Here is a 15408-nt window from a genome sequence, read left to right on the forward strand (position 1 = left end):
CAATTTTTTTTCAATGTAGGTAAAATATTTCCAATTTTTACTTTATTCTTATATCAGAAAATTTTACAGGAGAAATAAAACATTTCTGAAAAATTTGTGCGGACTATAAATAAAGATGATGCACTTCCTTAACTCCATCTAATTTTGCTATTTTTTTAATTGTTGCAGGGGATAATGGGTTTTCAGTAATTATATAGGCGCAATTTTTCTCATCTTTTTCTTCTATAATCACTTCCGCTATGCTAACCCCTTCTTCCGCAATTAGCTTGGCAATTGGAGCTAATATTCCCGGTCTATGAGGGTCATCTACATATATTTCCAGTACATTCCAATTATCAATAAGTGATGCCAAGGATTTCAAATCACATTTTGGCTTTATTTTACTAAATATTTTTTGAAGATAGGGATCTTCTTCTATCATTTTTATTGTCACATCCACACTCTTTATATTTACACCCGCTGATTTCGCAATTCCTAATTTAGATATCTTTATTTCCCCACAGTAGATATTTCCTTTCTCTACTCTTAAACCATAATCAAGCAATTTTCTGGCTACTTTTGCTCTTGCCAGATATTTTTTAAAATGTGCCAATATTTTATCCCGCATCGCCATTATTTGGGAATAAAATTTTAATATTAAAAATTAACTTCTGAGAATTTCCGAATGTTTAAATAAGAAGATTTGAATGGGTAATTCTGTTATTCTCTCAGATACCCTTTTAATTTTTCCATCAACCAAATTATAAGCTTGTTTTTTTAGAATCCCTTCCCACATGGGTGAATAGAATGTTTTTAATCTCTGGCAAAACACTCCTGTTTCCGCAAGTCTTCTTAACTGATAATCTAAAAACTTGTTTTTGCTCTCTTTTAAAGAAGTGCTAGCCATTGGAATAAAATTTTTATAGTAGTTCTATAAATAAAAATATGCCTGAAATAAGGGAAGTGGCTCTGAGAGAGTGGGAAAGAATTTCCTCTCATTCACACATTCAGGGTCTTGGTTTAAAAAATGGAAAAGCACTTCCTGTCGCTGATGGAATGATTGGACAAGAAGAGGCAAGGGAAGCTGCTGGAATACTGGTTAAACTTGTAAAAGGAGGGAAATTTGCGGGGAGGGCGGTTTTAATTGCGGGGCCACCTGGGACTGGAAAAACTGCGCTGGCACTTGCTGTAGCAAAGGAGCTTGGGAAGGATGTTCCATTTGTTCCGCTTGCTGCTTCAGAAATCTATTCTGCGGAAATGAAGAAGACGGAGTTTTTAACTCAGGTGCTGAGGAAGGCAATAGGTGTAAAAATAAGGGAGATGAGGAAGGTTTATGAAGGAGTTGTTAAGGGAATTGATATAAAAACTCAACCACATCCCTATAATCCTTATCAGAGAATACCCTCTTCCGCAATTGTAACAATAGCAACAACTGAAGAAGAGAAGAAGCTATCAATGGATGAAGATTTTGCCCTTCAATTTATCCAGCAGAACATAGGAGAGGGAGATATTATTCAAATTGATGTTGATGGAGTGAGAGTAGCTAAACTGGGAAAGGCGGAGGAATATGTAAAAAAGGAAGGTCTTGATTTATCTTCAACAAAAGCTTTGCCAGTACCAGATGGGCCTGTTGTAAAAAATAAAGAATTTGTCTATACATTAAGCCTGCATCACATGGATATGATAAACTCAAGGCGAAGCGGGGATATTTTCAGCTTATTTTTTGGAGAAAGAGAGAAGGAAATAGATTCAGAATTGAGAAGGGCTATAGATGAAAATGTTAAAAAAGTGGTTGAGGAAGGAAGAGCGGAAATATTGCCAGGCGTTGTTTTTATAGATGAATGCAGTATGCTTGATATAGAAACCTTTGCTTTTCTTAACAGAGCAATGGAGCAGGAGCTTGCTCCTATAATAATTTTTGCAACAAATAGGGGAATAACAGAAATAAGAGGGACAACAATAAAAGAGGCTCATGGAATGCCTCTTGATTTGCTTGATAGAGTTTTAATAGTAAATACAAAACCATATTCTGCGGAGGAAATAAGACTAATAATAAAGGAGAGAGCAAAAATTGAAAAAATAGAAATGGATGAGGAAGCTTTAGATTTCCTTACAGAGCTTGGCACTAAAACATCATTGAGGCATTGCATCCAGTTGCTTGCACCCTCATATGAAATAGCAAAAGAGGCAAAGAGGAAAAAGATAACAAGAGAAGATGTTAAAAGAGCTTCACAGCTGTTTGTTGATGTGAAGCAATCTGTTGCATATCTGCAAAAATTAGAAAAGGAAATGCTGAAGTGAGAAAATGAAAGGATACAGCATTTCAATAAAGCAGATTGGAGATAAAACAGTGGTGGAGATAAATGGGAATTTGCCAGAAGAGGAAATAGAAAGGATAAAAAAGAGATATAAAGATGCAGAGATTTTTTTAAATGGAAAAAAAATAAGCGGAAAGCAAAAAATTGTTGAGCTTGAGACAAGAAAATTGCGATAAAATATAAAAGCATTTTTATTTTACTTCATGAAAGGAAAATTTATAACAATTGAAGGAATAGATGGTTCTGGAAAGACAACAATTGCAAAAATTTTGCATGAAAAAATTCCCAATAGTGTTTTAACATATGAGCCAACAGATGGATGGATTGGAAAAATGATAAAAGGAGCAATAAGTAAGGATGTAGATGGAATAACAATTTCCCTTCTTTTCTGTGCGGATAGAAATGAGCATTTAAAAGAAATAAGAAAATGGCTTGGTGAGGGAAAAATTGTTATATGCGATCGCTACTTTGACTCAACCCTTGCATATCAGAAAGAGCAATTGAAATTTGAAAATGCGGAGAAATGGCTTTTAAACTTGCAACCGTTTTTAATAAAACCAGATTTAACTATTTTGCTAAAAATAGAGCCAAAAAAGGCAATGGAAAGGATAAAGAGGAAAAAAGTTTTTTTTGAAAATGAGGAGTTTTTGGAAAAAGTTCAGAAAAATTATCTGGAGATGGCAAAGGAGGAGAGGTTTTTTTTGATAAATGCGGAAAAAAGCATAGATGAAATAGTGAATGAATGCTTAGAAGAAATAAAGAGAAGAAAAATTATTTGATTTCTATCTCCTCATTTGGCTTCATTATTATTACTTCCGCTTCCCTTACCGATTTTTTAAACTCCTCTGGATCGCATCTTATTAAATCAAAGGTATTGTAATGCATTGGAATTGCTATCTTTGGCTTTAAAAGCGAGACCGCAATCCCAGCCTGCCTTGCATCCATCGTATAGCGTCCCCCTATCGGTAAAAGGGCAACATATGGCTTATATATCTCACCTATAATTTTCATATCTGAAAAAATTGAAGTATCGCCCGCATGATAAACAGGCCTTTCAGTATCTATTATCAAGCCAGCGGGGCAAGTATTACCAGATGAATGAAAAGCGGGAACCATATAAATTTCAGTATTCTTAATTTTGATTCCTCCTCCTATATTTATTCCCTCCGCCTCCGCCCCCTTGCTCTGGGCATAGCATGCGATTTCATGAATTGCGACAATCTTTGCATTATTCATTTTTGATATCTCAATTGCATTTCCTAAATGGTCATCATGGCTGTGTGTAACCGCAACTATATCAACTTTTATATTGCTCACTTTCTCCTTGCAGAGAGGATTTCCTTCTATAAATGGGTCAACTATAATCCTGTCCCTCCCTTCTATTATAAAGCAGGAATGACCGAGCCATTTGATTTTCATGAGGATAAAATAGAAAAATAAGAAAAATTTTTCTATTGTGGAAATAAGCGATGAAATAAAAATTGAATTTATGGAAGGAGTGTATAAGCCAGAGGAGGATAGCTATTTGCTGTTAAGGAGCATAGAAATAAGCGGGAGGAAGGCTCTTGATATGGGATGTGGTTGCGGAATAATTGCCCTTCATCTTGCAAAAAATGGTTGTGATGTTGTTGCGGTGGATATAAATGAAAAAGCTGTTGAAAATACAATCAGAAATGCAAAAATTAATGGAATAAATTTGAGATGTTTTAAAAGCGATTTATTTGAGGATATAAATGAGAAATTTGATATGATAACATTTAATCCTCCCTATCTGCCAACAAAAAAGGAGGATGTTGCATGGGATGGGGGAAAGGATGGAAAGGAAATAATAGAAAAATTTTTGAAAGAAGCAAAAAATTATTTGAATAAGGGAGGAGTGATATATATGGTTATGAGCAGTTTTAATAAAATAGAAAAAATTATAGGAAAATTCAGGGAATATGAATTTGAGAAAATCTCTGAAAAAAGATTTTTCTTTGAAGCAATATATGTTTATAAGATAAAGTTAAAGTCATAAAAAATATAAGGAAATAAGATTGATGAAAAAGATCTAACTCTATGGGGCTAGTAGTGATATTCTTTTTAGCAAGGTAAATGCATATACTCTCCCCAATCCATATAAATGGAAATGAGCAATTTAAGTCTGAAGGGGGCAAGCAGCTCAGGAACAAAGGCGATACTTTATTGAAAATACAGATGCATATAAGGAAATGTATCTAGGGTGGAGAGCATCATATATCTCTCATCTAACAAATGGAAAAATTCGCATTTGCCTGCGCAATCCCTAAATGAATTCTTATGGGCATATGCTTTCCTTGCAAAGAGGGGCATATTCTCATAGCTAATTTTATAGAGTAGAAGATTGTGAGGTTTATGAGAAAGATGGATGTAATATTCAACTATTCGTTAATTCGCTAATAATAAAATGATAGTGATAAATTCCATTCTCTATAAAAATTTGGTAGGTGCATTTTGCTGAAGCGATGTCATTGACTGCTGTTTTTATAATGAAATAGAATCAGAGCTATCCTCTGTCCTTATAACCCAATCTTAAACTCTTGGAAAGAGAGATAAAGTAAGCAAAAATATTGTATTTCTTTCATGGAATAATAAAGATTTAAAAAGCGAGACTCTGAAAGAATGAAGAAGAAATTTTAATTCACTCCAGAATTGTATACTTCTCCCTAATTACGCAGAATATCCCTAACCCTCTCCCTAAATTCCTCCAAACTTCCTTCATTGATTATAACAATATCCGCCATAGCAATCACCTCCCCAAGCCCCCATGCAAGTTCTTTTTTCTCCCTTTCCCTGAATTTTTCAATGCTCATCTCATCTCCATATCTTTTCCTTTTACAAATCCTTTCATATCTTGTAGCTGGGGAGGCATGTATTGCAACAACTATTAGCTCATCTATTTTTTCTTTGAAGGCATTGACTTCCTCCATGCTTCTTATTCCATCTATAACAAAAAAATCTTCCTTAATTTTGGATAAGCACCTTTTTGCCCAATAATCTAGCCCATATTTCTTTCTCATTTCATCCGCAATATTTCCAGTGATTTCATCACTCAAAGGCAAATTTCTTTTAATTACTTCTTCCCTTACCTCATCACCCATGCTTATTACCTTTATCCTCATCTCCTTAGCAACATTTATTGCTTCTGTTTTCCCTGCGCCCGGCATGCCGGTAAATGCGATTGCTTTCATGCTAAATTGGATATTACAACTGGTTTATTTTTTTCTATTTCATTTACTTCCCTTACTTCTATTTTCATTCCCTGCAATTTTTTCTCAAATTCTTCCTTTATTTTTTTCTTTAAAATTTCCTTTCTGTCTTCGCTTTTATCAATTACAAGATTTATTATTATCTCATCCTCGCTAACCTGAACAATCTGGAATTGATCAATTGAAAATCTTTGAAATGAATACATTACTTTTGCTGGAATTCCAGTTATTGTAAAAGGTGGAATTATTTTTCCACTTGGCAATATAATTGAATCTGCTTTTCTTCCCTCTATTCTCTCTATAATTGGAGAGTTTATTCCACATCCACATTTACTCTTGATGGGAGTTATGAAATCATTTAAGCCATCATATCTTATTATAGGAGTTGCATTTCCATATAGCTTTGTAACAACTATTCTTCCTGTTTTATCTGTTGGCTCATTATTTTCATCAACTACTTCAACATGGACCATATCATAATGCAAGTGATATTTTCCTCTCTTGCATTCATAGGCAATAGGCCCGCCTTCTGTTGAGCCATATACATCATATACTCTTGCATTGAATGCTTCTTCAATATACTTCTTTGTATATTCATCCAGCACCGCACCTGATGATGCCATAACTTCTGGCTCTATTTTAAGCCCTTTCTTATTTTTAATTATTGCAAGAGCCCTAAGCGAGGATGGATATCCACCTAGGAATTTTGGATCAAATTTTTCAATTTTTTCAGCCATCTTTTCCACTTCCTCGCCCACATGAAGAATCTGGAGATTATTTAATTTAAATGGCAAGCATCTCCTCAAATAAAATTCTTCAATTGCATCAGGGGCTAGATCCGCAATTATGCTCATCCTGTCCTTCATCCAATTTACATCATATTCCCTTAGCTCCCTTAAAAAGCCCATCAATGCCTTTATTATTGTATAGAAATCAACATATATGCTAACCGGTTTTCCTGTTGAGCCTGATGTGCTTACAATGCTGTATTTTTTTCTTTTATCTGGAATAATTTTATCTGGAAAATTTTTTCTTATATCTTCTTTTTTTAGTATTGGTAAATTTTCAATGTTTTCAAGAGATATTGAATTTATGTCAATTCCCTTATATTTTTCCTTATATAATGGAATTTTCATTGCATATTTTATTATTTTTTTAAAGCATTTACTCCTGTATTTCTCTATCTTCTCCTCACTTTCAAACAGCCTATCAATATCTGAGATGTATAGTAATGGAATTTTTGCAAGAGTTAGCGGACCATATTTCACACATAGCCTCCTATCTTAAGAGTTGGGTCGCCGAGTAAAATCCATTCTTCAACAGTCTTTGCATCTGTTTGACCAATCTTTCCACTCATGAATTTATTTATATAATCCTTTATTGCATTTCCCCATGCCCTACCGAGAATCTCATCTCCATTCTTATAAACTTCAAAGAAGCGCAATTCAAGCCATGTGAGCAAATATTGTATGCAATCAGGTATGCCATCTTTATCACTATCTCCAATTGTCCCATAACCCAGACCAGTGCATCCAAAAGTTGCTATTGCCCCTCCGCTCGGCTCCTTGACAAACCACCAGCCCATGCATTCTGGCGAGGGCAACCAATACCATGTCTGATATGGCTTGCCAAGAATGTATTTAATTATTATTGTTTTTATGACATCTGTTGTACTCTTATAAAGAGAGGTATTTATCATGCTGTTGTGACATCCTCCTATTATTACCACTGGCAATTTCTCCCCGTTCTTAATCATCGGAATATGATATACATCAAGTGCCCATATGTATTTTCCATGAGGATTCTGGACAAAATCTTTAACAAACCATGCTTCAGGACTTCCATGTCCCGATAAATGAACAAATCCGCATCCCTGGCTAAGAGCATTTAAAACATTTCTCTGATTAACATTTCCTTGAGACCACCATATTTTGATTGCTTCAAAATCACTCAAAATTTCTGCAACTTTTTGATTTGCTATTTCTCCTTCATAATAATTATTTCCACTTATATCATTGAATGTATCACCACCAACCAAAACAACTCTTTTGAACCAATCCTTTCCATAAGTATTCTTTTCATAGTTGATTATTTTATTTACCACATCCCTCACTTCTTTTTCACTTCTGCAAGCTAATCTGCCAACATATACATCTGGATAAAAATCTCTTTTATCAACTCTCATTCCCTTCCATTCCGCAAATATTCCATTTCCATTGCTATCCCAGTCATCAAAGACAAGTGAGCCATTTTCATATTTATATATATCCGCAAAATATAAATCAGTTGTATAATTGCTCTCACTTCCATCATCAAGATTTGAATCTCTTGTTGGAACAAGCCATGTTTCACTTTTTATAGGAGAAGATAAACCACCTACAAGCATTACATATTTTATTCCCCATTCTTCAATTGCATTCTTTATGAAATACTTCACTTTTTCTGCATCATCTCTTCCCTGCATAGCTGATGGATGAGCATAAACTTCATCTGTTGTTACCATCTTTGTCTTTATACCAAAGCTCTCCTTATGCTCAACCAATGGCTCCAATTCTTCGACAAAATTTTTATGAGTTATTATGAGTAAATCATATACATCATTTGTAAATATGCTCTTTCCCAAGCTATATGAAACTTCAATCTTTATTTTTTCTGCATATATTATTTTCTTTTCCTCTGGTAAATAGCGAACTGGATAAGCATTTATTGAAACAAATATAGCTCTACTCTCGCCATTCAGCCCCACTCCTATATTATATGAAATCCAGTTTTCTGGATATATTTTTTCAATTTTTTCCTCATATTTTCCATTGCTCCAAATTGGCTCAAAAATTGCAACTGGTGAGCTAATCTTAATTTCCTTTTTTCCAGAAACAGTGAAATCTATTTTTTCTATTTTTGCATTTATTGGCAAAACCAAAACTTTATTTTCATATGGAAGAATTGGCTCCCCCGCTTGCATTATATATTCCTTTCCTTCCATTAAAATTCTTGTTTCCTCTCCTTGCACTATAACTGGCTCTTCAAATTTCATTTCAGTTGATATTTTCCTTTCATTGCTTATACTTGCAAATGCGCTCGTCACTAAAAAAGCAGATAGAATAATAATTATTATTTTCTTCATGATGAGAAATACAGAACTTTTACAAAAATATTTCTATTTCCCCTCCCTCCCTTGCATTAAAATATTTGCCCGCATTTCCCTGATTAATTGCAATTTCAAGAAAACCACTGCTTGAACAAACCGCTATTACTTCCCCAACTTTTGCATATCCATATGAAGGATAAAGTTTTACTTCCCTCTCAATTTTCCCAATCTTAACAACAAATTTTTCCTCTTCAAGCTTAATATTCGTTATTATATTCCCAAATCGATCAATGAATAAAATTTTACCCTTTATTTTATTTCCCTCCTCAAGTGGCTCCCCGAAATCAAAATCAACATACTCATCCACCTTCCTCCCCAACTTGCCTGCATCCTCCCCCTTGGAAAGGCGGGCGGCGGCTGGAGCAAAAACATCCCTTCCGTGAAAGACGCTTGAAACCCTTTCATTTATAATTATCTCATATATATTTTTTATGCCCATTCTTTTGGCGGAAGGAATTAGCAATCCATTATCTGGACCAACAAAATAGCAGTTTCCGCAATCAATTATAATTGGCCTCCTCTCTGTTCCAACTCCAGGGTCAACAACTCCAACATGTATCGCATTTTTAAAGTAAGGAGAGATGGAATAAATTATAAATGCTCCCTCCACTATCCTCTGGGGCTTTATCTCATGGGTAACATCAACAATTTTTGCATCTGGATTTATTGAATATATCTTTCCCTTCATTTCAGCAGCATATTCCCAACCTATATCAGTAGTTAAAGTGATTATCATTTGACCACACTATCTATCCAGCTGAGATACTTTTCATATCCATTAATTTCAATAGATATTATTTCAGGAATTTCATATGAATGATTTTTTCTTATTATCTCCTCTACCCTCTTGTAATCATTTGTTTTTATAAAAAGCATTATTTCATTCTCTTCCTCGATCTTGCCTTCCCATATATATTTTGATTTCACTTCAAATGAGCTTATGCAAGCTGCAGACCTTTCGTTTAGCAGTGCATTCTTTATTTTCTCTTCATCTTCTTTTTTGCATGTGGTTATTACAAGAAAATACATGAAGATAAATGATTTTGAGATTATAAAATTGATGAATTAGCTAACCACTCCCCTCTTCTTTGCCTGCCATTCAATTAATTTCATGAAAAGGATATATAATGGCTTAAGCAATGAATATTTTTCCTGGAAATATTCATTTGATATTTCTTTCCCCCATTTTAAATCATGCGTCATGCATTTTATAAGCAATTCTTTATGCAAATAACTCATCTCCTCGCTCTTAAACCAGTCCTCTTTTTTCAATTTTCCAAGAGGAACAAAAAACAATGGAACAATTAGACTTTTGAATTCTCTCAGCTCTTCAATAAGCTCTATTGTTTTTATTACATCCTCCTCTCTTTCTTCTGGCAGGCCAACAACAAGCGTGCATGCGGGAATCAGGCCATTATCGTGCATTATCCCCATTGCTTTTTTAACAATCTCCGTATATTCTTCTGGCTTAAATGGCTTTGCTTTTGCTGGCATTACTTTTTTAACGAGCTCTGGAGAGCCAGTTTCTATACCCATTTCCGCTCCCCACCATCTTTGGCTATCATCTATAATTATTTCTGAGCATTTCTCTATAATTTTTGGATTTGCTGAAACAGCTGCAAAAGATGCATGACTCCAGGTAACAAACTTTGCATGTTTTTTTGCAATTTCATTAATTTTCAAGACTTTCTCTTCATCAGGAATAACTCCATTCTGCCCATAAAGCAAAACATCTTCCGCATGAATTACGCAACTTCTAACCCCGCATTTTTCATTTACTTCCATTTCCTTCTCAATTTTCTCATATGAATACCATCTCAATGGACGCAAAGTCACACTGCAAAATTTGCATCCTCTAGGACAACCTCTCCCAATTTCAACAAGCCCATTTATGCTCGCCCTCTTTATTTCGGATATCTCTTCCAGTGAAGGAGATGCATCGCTTTCATAAAATCTCTCAATTTTTTCTCCTTTAATTGCTCTCCTTAAAATCTCTATTGCAATCTCACCCTCTCCATCAAAAACACAATCTATCCCATATTTTTCCATAAACTCCTGCCTGTGGCGGAACTGCCAAGCGGAGGGGCCGCCAACTATTGTTTTTGCTCCTTCTTTTTTTAATTTCCTATAGCCATTGCTTTCCAAAAGCTTTCGAAAATATTTTGCATTATAGGGTTCTCCAGTTTTCATTAGCCCAGCAAAAGTTGTTGATGATGGCCCCCATCCAAATGCATCCATTACATATATTCCAATTGCTTTTGCCCTGAATTTTCCTAAATCTTCAGGAGAAACAACCACAGCATTTATTCCCTCATCCACTAATTTTGCTTCAATTTTTCTGAGTCCATAAGGAGCCTGCCATGGAAACCCATTTATTTTTTTCATTCTCGGGAAAAAAAGCCTTTTGAATATAAATTCTGGTATCCAGTTTGGAGGAGCCGAAGTTGCAAACCCGAGGAATTCCTTTCCTCTATGATTGCTCATTAATGTTTCATCACATGTGAGTAAAACGTCGTATTGCTTCCTCATATTCCTGCCTGTTATTTATGCATCCAGGATCAGGTTTTAGATAATTTTTGAAATATGCATAAGCCCTTGCCCTACAGCCACCGCAATAATAGCGATAATCACATTTCCTGCATTTTTCAATCTTATCCTTATTTCTCAAATCCTCCAAAACCTTATTCTTAATCCATAATTTCTCAAAATCATCTTCAAATATATTCCCTATTTTCAATGGAAAGAATACGCAAGGCTGTAAATCACCATTTGCCTCCATTGCAAGATAGAAGCGCCCCGCCCCACATCCTCCGATGAACTCCGCCAGATTAACAAGCTTACCTTTTAACTTGGGATTGTAAAAATGAGTTGGCATAACTATTTCTTCCTTGCTTTCCTGTTCAAGTGCAATTCTTGCAAATTGAGGGGCGGTGGATAAAATTTCTATGCTCGAATTTTTTCCTCTCTCCCATAGCATTTTCAGCAACTCTTCTCTTTCTTCAGGAGTTAAATCATTTTCAAAAATAAATTGTCCTCTCCCGGTTGGAATAAAATTAAAGACCATGAACCAATTCACATGAAGCTTCTCACATAAATCAATTATATCTGGAATTTGCTTATAATTGAAATGTGTGGCAGTCGTGGATACTTCAACAAAAAATCCTTCTTCAACACAATTCTTTATTCCTTCTACAGTTTTCTTAAATGCTCCCTTTACACCTCTAAAATCATCATGAATCTCTTCAGTTGAGCCATCTAAGCTTATCTGAACAAAGCTTATTCCACTTTCCTTCATTTTTCTCGCAACTTCTTTTGTTATAAGAGTTGCATTTGTCGCCATTGCAACATACATTCCCTTATCAGATGCATATTTTGCAAGCTCAAATATATCTTTCCTGACAAGTGGCTCCCCTCCAGAGAAAGCAAGAATTGTAACTCCCGCATTTGCAAGTATATCAATCGCCCTCTTCGCTTGCTCTGTATCCATCTCATCCTCTCCCTTTTTCCCAGAAGCAGAATAGCAGTGCTTGCATTTAAGATTACAAGCCTTTGTCACATCCCAAACAACCTGAAAGGGGGCGCCCGCGGTGAATGGCCTGCGCACTCCAAAAATTGCTATGCCCCTTACTGTTGAGGCGAGGGCTTTTGCCCAGTATGAATGGCTGAATTTTTCTTTTATCTCCTTCTCGCTTACTCCAAATGCCTCGCCACCTTTCTTTATTACTTTCCTTATCATTTTTTCCGCTAATCTGCAAGAAAAACAAGCCTTTTCTCTTTTGCCAACATATAGCTCAACCGCCACTTCTATACTGTTTTTGCCATCTTTTTTGCAGAATTTACTCATTGGCCTCAGCACACTCCTCGTTAAAGGATTACCTATTGTTTTCTCAAGTATGCTTATTGCGGTCTCTGTTTTCATATTCCCAGCCTTTCAATATATCTCAATGCCTCTTCAATTTTTTTAGCAAGCTTTGAAAATTTTTTCCTGTATGAAATTTTATTTCCGAATTCCCTCGCAATTTCTTTAAGCATAGTGGATGCTTTATTAATTTCATTTTCTATGATTTTTACAAAATCTATATTTGGAAAATATACAAATTTTCTCTCTTTCCTAACCTTTTCAATGTATCCCATCCTGTTCAAGTTATTAAGCGAATTTATTGTTGTTGAATATGCATATCCAGTTGAATTTGCTATTTCTTCTGCGGTAAGGCCATCTGAAGTCATTAGAGTTGCAAATATTGCGGATTCTATATCTTCAAAACCCAAGTGTTTGAGTAAATTCATCAATTTTTCTTTTATTTTTTTCATCATAGTTATGATATTTATCATATTTAAAATTTTTCATGGAAAATGAATCATAAGGCGAGGAAAAACAAAAATAAAAAATAAAAAAGGAGGAGATTAGCTGTATACAACTACATCATTGTATTCAATTTCTTCAACATTTCCCGCCATATCCACGCTGTAAAACTCTATTTCATATTTTCCATAGCCAGCAAGATTGAATAGATATATCTTTTCTCCTTTGTATTCTTTCCAGTTGAACAGCAAAATCCATTTTCCAATGCTTTCATTCCATTTCCATATTCTGTAGTATGTATGATTTACCGCAACATCATCAACACTTGCGAGTTTTATATATGTAGTTGCTGGTATGTAATGAATTATATATGATCCAAAGAATGTTACGTTTTTAACTTGCCCATAGAATACTTTTCTTGAAGAAGGTGGTGTTAAATCAGGAATAATATTCACAATGCATTCATCTTCATCAAATAGTCCATCATATGTTACATTTACTCTATTAACACTAATTCCTGTTTTAATTGCTTTTACATACACGTATATAATTTTTATTTCTCCAGCTGCAATTTTATCAAATTTCCATGTAAGCTCACTTCCATTTACAGTTGCATTTGGCTCTGCTTTTATGAATAGCAATTCATTGCTGAGAATATCTTTTACTGTAACATTTATTGCATCCCCATCACCTATGTTTCGAATGATTATTTCATATTTAATTTCATTGCCTTGCAAAACTTCTTCTTTATCAGCACTTTTTTCTATTTCAAGCAATGGATAAGCCATTATTGGAGGTGGATTTACTTTTGTTGATTCATTATAATTTGCATAGCTTTCATTGCATCTCGCTTCAACATTGTTGTAAATTATTTTTTCATAATCTATTGGCTTCACTTTTGCCTTTATTTCCAAAATTATCTGTTCTCCCGCTCTAATTATTGGAATATTCCATGTTATTTTATTTCCATTTATTGTTCCATTGCATTCAACTATTTCCAGCAATTCGTCAAATTCATCTTCTATAACAACGTTTCTTGCATCATCATTTCCGTAATTTGATATAAGAATTGTATAATTCAGCCAATCTCCTGCAGTAACTGGATCAATGCTATCATATTTAATAATGCTCAGTAAAGGAGATGAAATAACAATCGTGATTGCTTCAGCATAATCACTTACATTTTCACTACAATTTATGCTTATATTATTCAAGAGAATTGTTCCATTTTCAAGAGGTGAAATAACTTTTAAAATTATTGTTATTGTTGCTGCACTTTTAGCTGGCAATTTGCTCAAGAGCCATGTATCATTTCCAATTGTTGGATATGGATATGCATTTATGAAATAAGTATTTTGAGGATAATTTTCTTTAATTATAATATTTGTTAAATTGACTTCACTTGGGTTGAAATAAGTAATATTGTATATCAAATAATCTCCAGCATTTACTTGTTCAGGAGCTTCTTTTCTTATCCCAATTGATGGATAAATAACTCTTGTTTGTTCAACAACTAATCCATTTCCTCCATTTGAGGAAGTATAGAATGCAAAATTGTAAATATATTCCTCACCATTTTCTGCTACCCTGCCATATATTCTTATTACTTTTGTTTCTCCTGGATTAATTGTTCCAAGATTCCAAATGCTGTTGCCAGAGCTCGGAGAAGGCAAAGATGAAATAAATATAAAGTTCTCATCATATTGCTCAACCACGCTAACATTGTAAGCGGGCAAGCCACCAACATTTCTTATTGTAATTGTATAATTGAGTAAATCTCCTGCTCTAACAGGATCTTTGCTATCTGATTTTGAGATGGTGAGGATTGGAGGCAAGGAAACTATGACTTGTTTTGTTATGCTATCTTTCAATCCATCATTATCAATGACGGTGAGAGTAATATAGTATATTCCTGGTGTTAAATATTGATGCGAGGGATTTTGCTCATAGCTTATATTTCCGTCTCCAAAATTCCATGTCCAATTAACTATATAACCATCTATATCATATGATAAATCAATGAAATGCACAACATCTGATGTTGTTGGATTTAATGGTGTCCATTCAAAATTTGCAACTGGTGGATCATTTTTTGAATTTATTGTTATATTTACCCATGCTTCATTACTATCTGCTCCATCATTATCCTTTACTTTATATTTGAATGAATCTGAGCCATGATAATTTGCGTCTGGTATGTATGTTACTGTTCCATTTGCATTTACTGTTACATTTCCATGAGATGCATTTTGGGTTATTGTTACACTGCTTGCATCTATTGTTCCATCTATATCATAGTCATTTTCCAATATGTTTATTATAACAGGTGTATCTTCATCTGTTGTTGCGGTATCATCAATTGCAACTGGTGGATCATTTTTTGAATTTATTGTTATATTTACCCATGCTTCATTACTATCTGCTCCATCATTA

At 34.4% G+C, this 15408-nt stretch carries 16 protein-coding genes; 4 read left to right on the forward strand and 12 right to left on the reverse strand.

The window, feature by feature from the left end; all coding sequences use genetic code 11:
• Positions 1 to 103: 103 nt before the first annotated feature.
• Both H5T44_05445 and H5T44_05450 read right to left on the reverse strand, forming a co-directional pair.
• Positions 104 to 613 carry a hypothetical protein gene (locus H5T44_05445; GenBank protein ID MBC7081667.1) on the reverse strand — a complete coding sequence of 170 codons (510 nt, stop codon included), beginning with the start codon at positions 611 to 613 and terminating at the stop codon, positions 104 to 106.
• 30 nt (positions 614 to 643) lie between these two features.
• The gene (locus tag H5T44_05450; protein MBC7081668.1) at positions 644 to 886 is read right to left on the reverse strand and encodes a hypothetical protein; all 243 of its coding nucleotides are present in this window, start codon (positions 884 to 886) and stop codon (positions 644 to 646) included.
• 38 nt (positions 887 to 924) lie between these two features.
• Between H5T44_05450 and H5T44_05455 the strand changes: the two genes are divergently transcribed.
• From H5T44_05455 to tmk, 3 genes are read left to right on the forward strand one after another with little or no spacing between them, the layout of a single operon-like run.
• A complete protein-coding gene (locus tag H5T44_05455) occupies positions 925 to 2280 on the forward strand; it encodes a RuvB-like helicase (GenBank protein MBC7081669.1) in 1356 nt (451 codons plus the stop codon).
• Positions 2281 to 2284: 4 nt separating this feature from the next.
• Positions 2285 to 2473 carry a hypothetical protein gene (locus H5T44_05460; GenBank protein ID MBC7081670.1) on the forward strand — a complete coding sequence of 63 codons (189 nt, stop codon included), beginning with the start codon at positions 2285 to 2287 and terminating at the stop codon, positions 2471 to 2473.
• A 27-nt stretch (positions 2474 to 2500) separates the two neighbouring features.
• Positions 2501 to 3076: a dTMP kinase gene (tmk, locus tag H5T44_05465; protein MBC7081671.1), complete on the forward strand. Its 576-nt coding sequence runs from the start codon at positions 2501 to 2503 to the stop codon at positions 3074 to 3076.
• On the opposite strand, the gene H5T44_05470 is transcribed toward tmk, so the two are convergent.
• Positions 3069 to 3716, reverse strand: coding sequence for a metal-dependent hydrolase (locus tag H5T44_05470; GenBank protein MBC7081672.1), 648 nt, complete (start codon positions 3714 to 3716; stop codon positions 3069 to 3071). The two genes, tmk and H5T44_05470, sit on opposite strands and share 8 nt — an antisense overlap.
• A gap of 37 nt (positions 3717 to 3753) precedes the next feature.
• Between H5T44_05470 and H5T44_05475 the strand changes: the two genes are divergently transcribed.
• Entirely contained in the window at positions 3754 to 4314 is a 561-nt protein-coding gene (locus tag H5T44_05475) for a methyltransferase (protein MBC7081673.1), read from the forward strand.
• A gap of 667 nt (positions 4315 to 4981) precedes the next feature.
• On the opposite strand, the gene fliE is transcribed toward H5T44_05475, so the two are convergent.
• From fliE to H5T44_05520, 9 genes are all read right to left on the reverse strand, one after another.
• Positions 4982 to 5506 (reverse strand): flagellar hook-basal body complex protein FliE, encoded by a 525-nt coding sequence (gene fliE / locus H5T44_05480; GenBank protein MBC7081674.1) that lies wholly within the window; start codon positions 5504 to 5506, stop codon positions 4982 to 4984.
• On the reverse strand, positions 5503 to 6792 hold the full coding sequence (locus H5T44_05485) for a phenylacetate--CoA ligase family protein (GenBank protein ID MBC7081675.1): 1290 nt from the start codon (positions 6790 to 6792) through the stop codon (positions 5503 to 5505). Before H5T44_05485 ends, fliE begins: the two co-directional genes overlap by 4 nt.
• Positions 6789 to 8648, reverse strand: a complete 1860-nt coding sequence (locus tag H5T44_05490) for a hypothetical protein (GenBank protein MBC7081676.1) — start codon at positions 8646 to 8648, stop codon at positions 6789 to 6791. Before H5T44_05490 ends, H5T44_05485 begins: the two co-directional genes overlap by 4 nt.
• A gap of 19 nt (positions 8649 to 8667) precedes the next feature.
• Positions 8668 to 9408, reverse strand: coding sequence for an SAM-dependent chlorinase/fluorinase (locus H5T44_05495; GenBank protein MBC7081677.1), 741 nt, complete (start codon positions 9406 to 9408; stop codon positions 8668 to 8670).
• Positions 9405 to 9701 carry a divalent-cation tolerance protein CutA gene (locus H5T44_05500; GenBank protein ID MBC7081678.1) on the reverse strand — a complete coding sequence of 99 codons (297 nt, stop codon included), beginning with the start codon at positions 9699 to 9701 and terminating at the stop codon, positions 9405 to 9407. The genes H5T44_05495 and H5T44_05500 overlap by 4 nt, the downstream gene beginning before the upstream one ends.
• Before the next feature lie 36 nt (positions 9702 to 9737).
• On the reverse strand, positions 9738 to 11201 hold the full coding sequence (locus tag H5T44_05505) for a B12-binding domain-containing radical SAM protein (GenBank protein MBC7081679.1): 1464 nt from the start codon (positions 11199 to 11201) through the stop codon (positions 9738 to 9740).
• Positions 11167 to 12591 (reverse strand): radical SAM protein, encoded by a 1425-nt coding sequence (locus H5T44_05510; GenBank protein ID MBC7081680.1) that lies wholly within the window; start codon positions 12589 to 12591, stop codon positions 11167 to 11169. Before H5T44_05510 ends, H5T44_05505 begins: the two co-directional genes overlap by 35 nt.
• Complete coding sequence (locus H5T44_05515) at positions 12588 to 12986, reverse strand: BlaI/MecI/CopY family transcriptional regulator (GenBank protein MBC7081681.1); 399 nt, start codon at positions 12984 to 12986, stop codon at positions 12588 to 12590. Before H5T44_05515 ends, H5T44_05510 begins: the two co-directional genes overlap by 4 nt.
• Before the next feature lie 90 nt (positions 12987 to 13076).
• A partial coding sequence (locus tag H5T44_05520; protein MBC7081682.1) for a DUF11 domain-containing protein occupies positions 13077 to 15408 on the reverse strand: 2332 nt, incomplete at its 5' end.

It is taken from the genome of Thermoplasmatales archaeon (assembly GCA_014361195.1).
Classification (GTDB): Archaea; Thermoplasmatota; E2; order UBA202; family JdFR-43; genus JACIWB01.

Bases quoted from the DNA above. Each gene is read 5' to 3' on its own strand.
- H5T44_05445 (MBC7081667.1), bottom strand. From the start codon at position 613: ATGGCGATGCGGGATAAAATATTGGCACATTTTAAAAAATATCTGGCA.
- H5T44_05450 (MBC7081668.1), bottom strand. From the start codon at position 886: ATGGCTAGCACTTCTTTAAAAGAGAGCAAAAACAAGTTTTTAGATTAT.
- H5T44_05455 (MBC7081669.1), top strand. From the start codon at position 925: ATGCCTGAAATAAGGGAAGTGGCTCTGAGAGAGTGGGAAAGAATTTCC.
- H5T44_05460 (MBC7081670.1), top strand. From the start codon at position 2,285: ATGAAAGGATACAGCATTTCAATAAAGCAGATTGGAGATAAAACAGTG.
- tmk (MBC7081671.1), top strand. From the start codon at position 2,501: ATGAAAGGAAAATTTATAACAATTGAAGGAATAGATGGTTCTGGAAAG.
- H5T44_05470 (MBC7081672.1), bottom strand. From the start codon at position 3,716: ATGAAAATCAAATGGCTCGGTCATTCCTGCTTTATAATAGAAGGGAGG.
- fliE (MBC7081674.1), bottom strand. From the start codon at position 5,506: ATGAAAGCAATCGCATTTACCGGCATGCCGGGCGCAGGGAAAACAGAA.
- H5T44_05490 (MBC7081676.1), bottom strand. From the start codon at position 8,648: ATGAAGAAAATAATAATTATTATTCTATCTGCTTTTTTAGTGACGAGC.
- H5T44_05495 (MBC7081677.1), bottom strand. From the start codon at position 9,408: ATGATAATCACTTTAACTACTGATATAGGTTGGGAATATGCTGCTGAA.
- H5T44_05500 (MBC7081678.1), bottom strand. From the start codon at position 9,701: ATGTATTTTCTTGTAATAACCACATGCAAAAAAGAAGATGAAGAGAAA.
- H5T44_05505 (MBC7081679.1), bottom strand. From the start codon at position 11,201: ATGAGGAAGCAATACGACGTTTTACTCACATGTGATGAAACATTAATG.
- H5T44_05510 (MBC7081680.1), bottom strand. From the start codon at position 12,591: ATGAAAACAGAGACCGCAATAAGCATACTTGAGAAAACAATAGGTAAT.
- H5T44_05515 (MBC7081681.1), bottom strand. From the start codon at position 12,986: ATGATGAAAAAAATAAAAGAAAAATTGATGAATTTACTCAAACACTTG.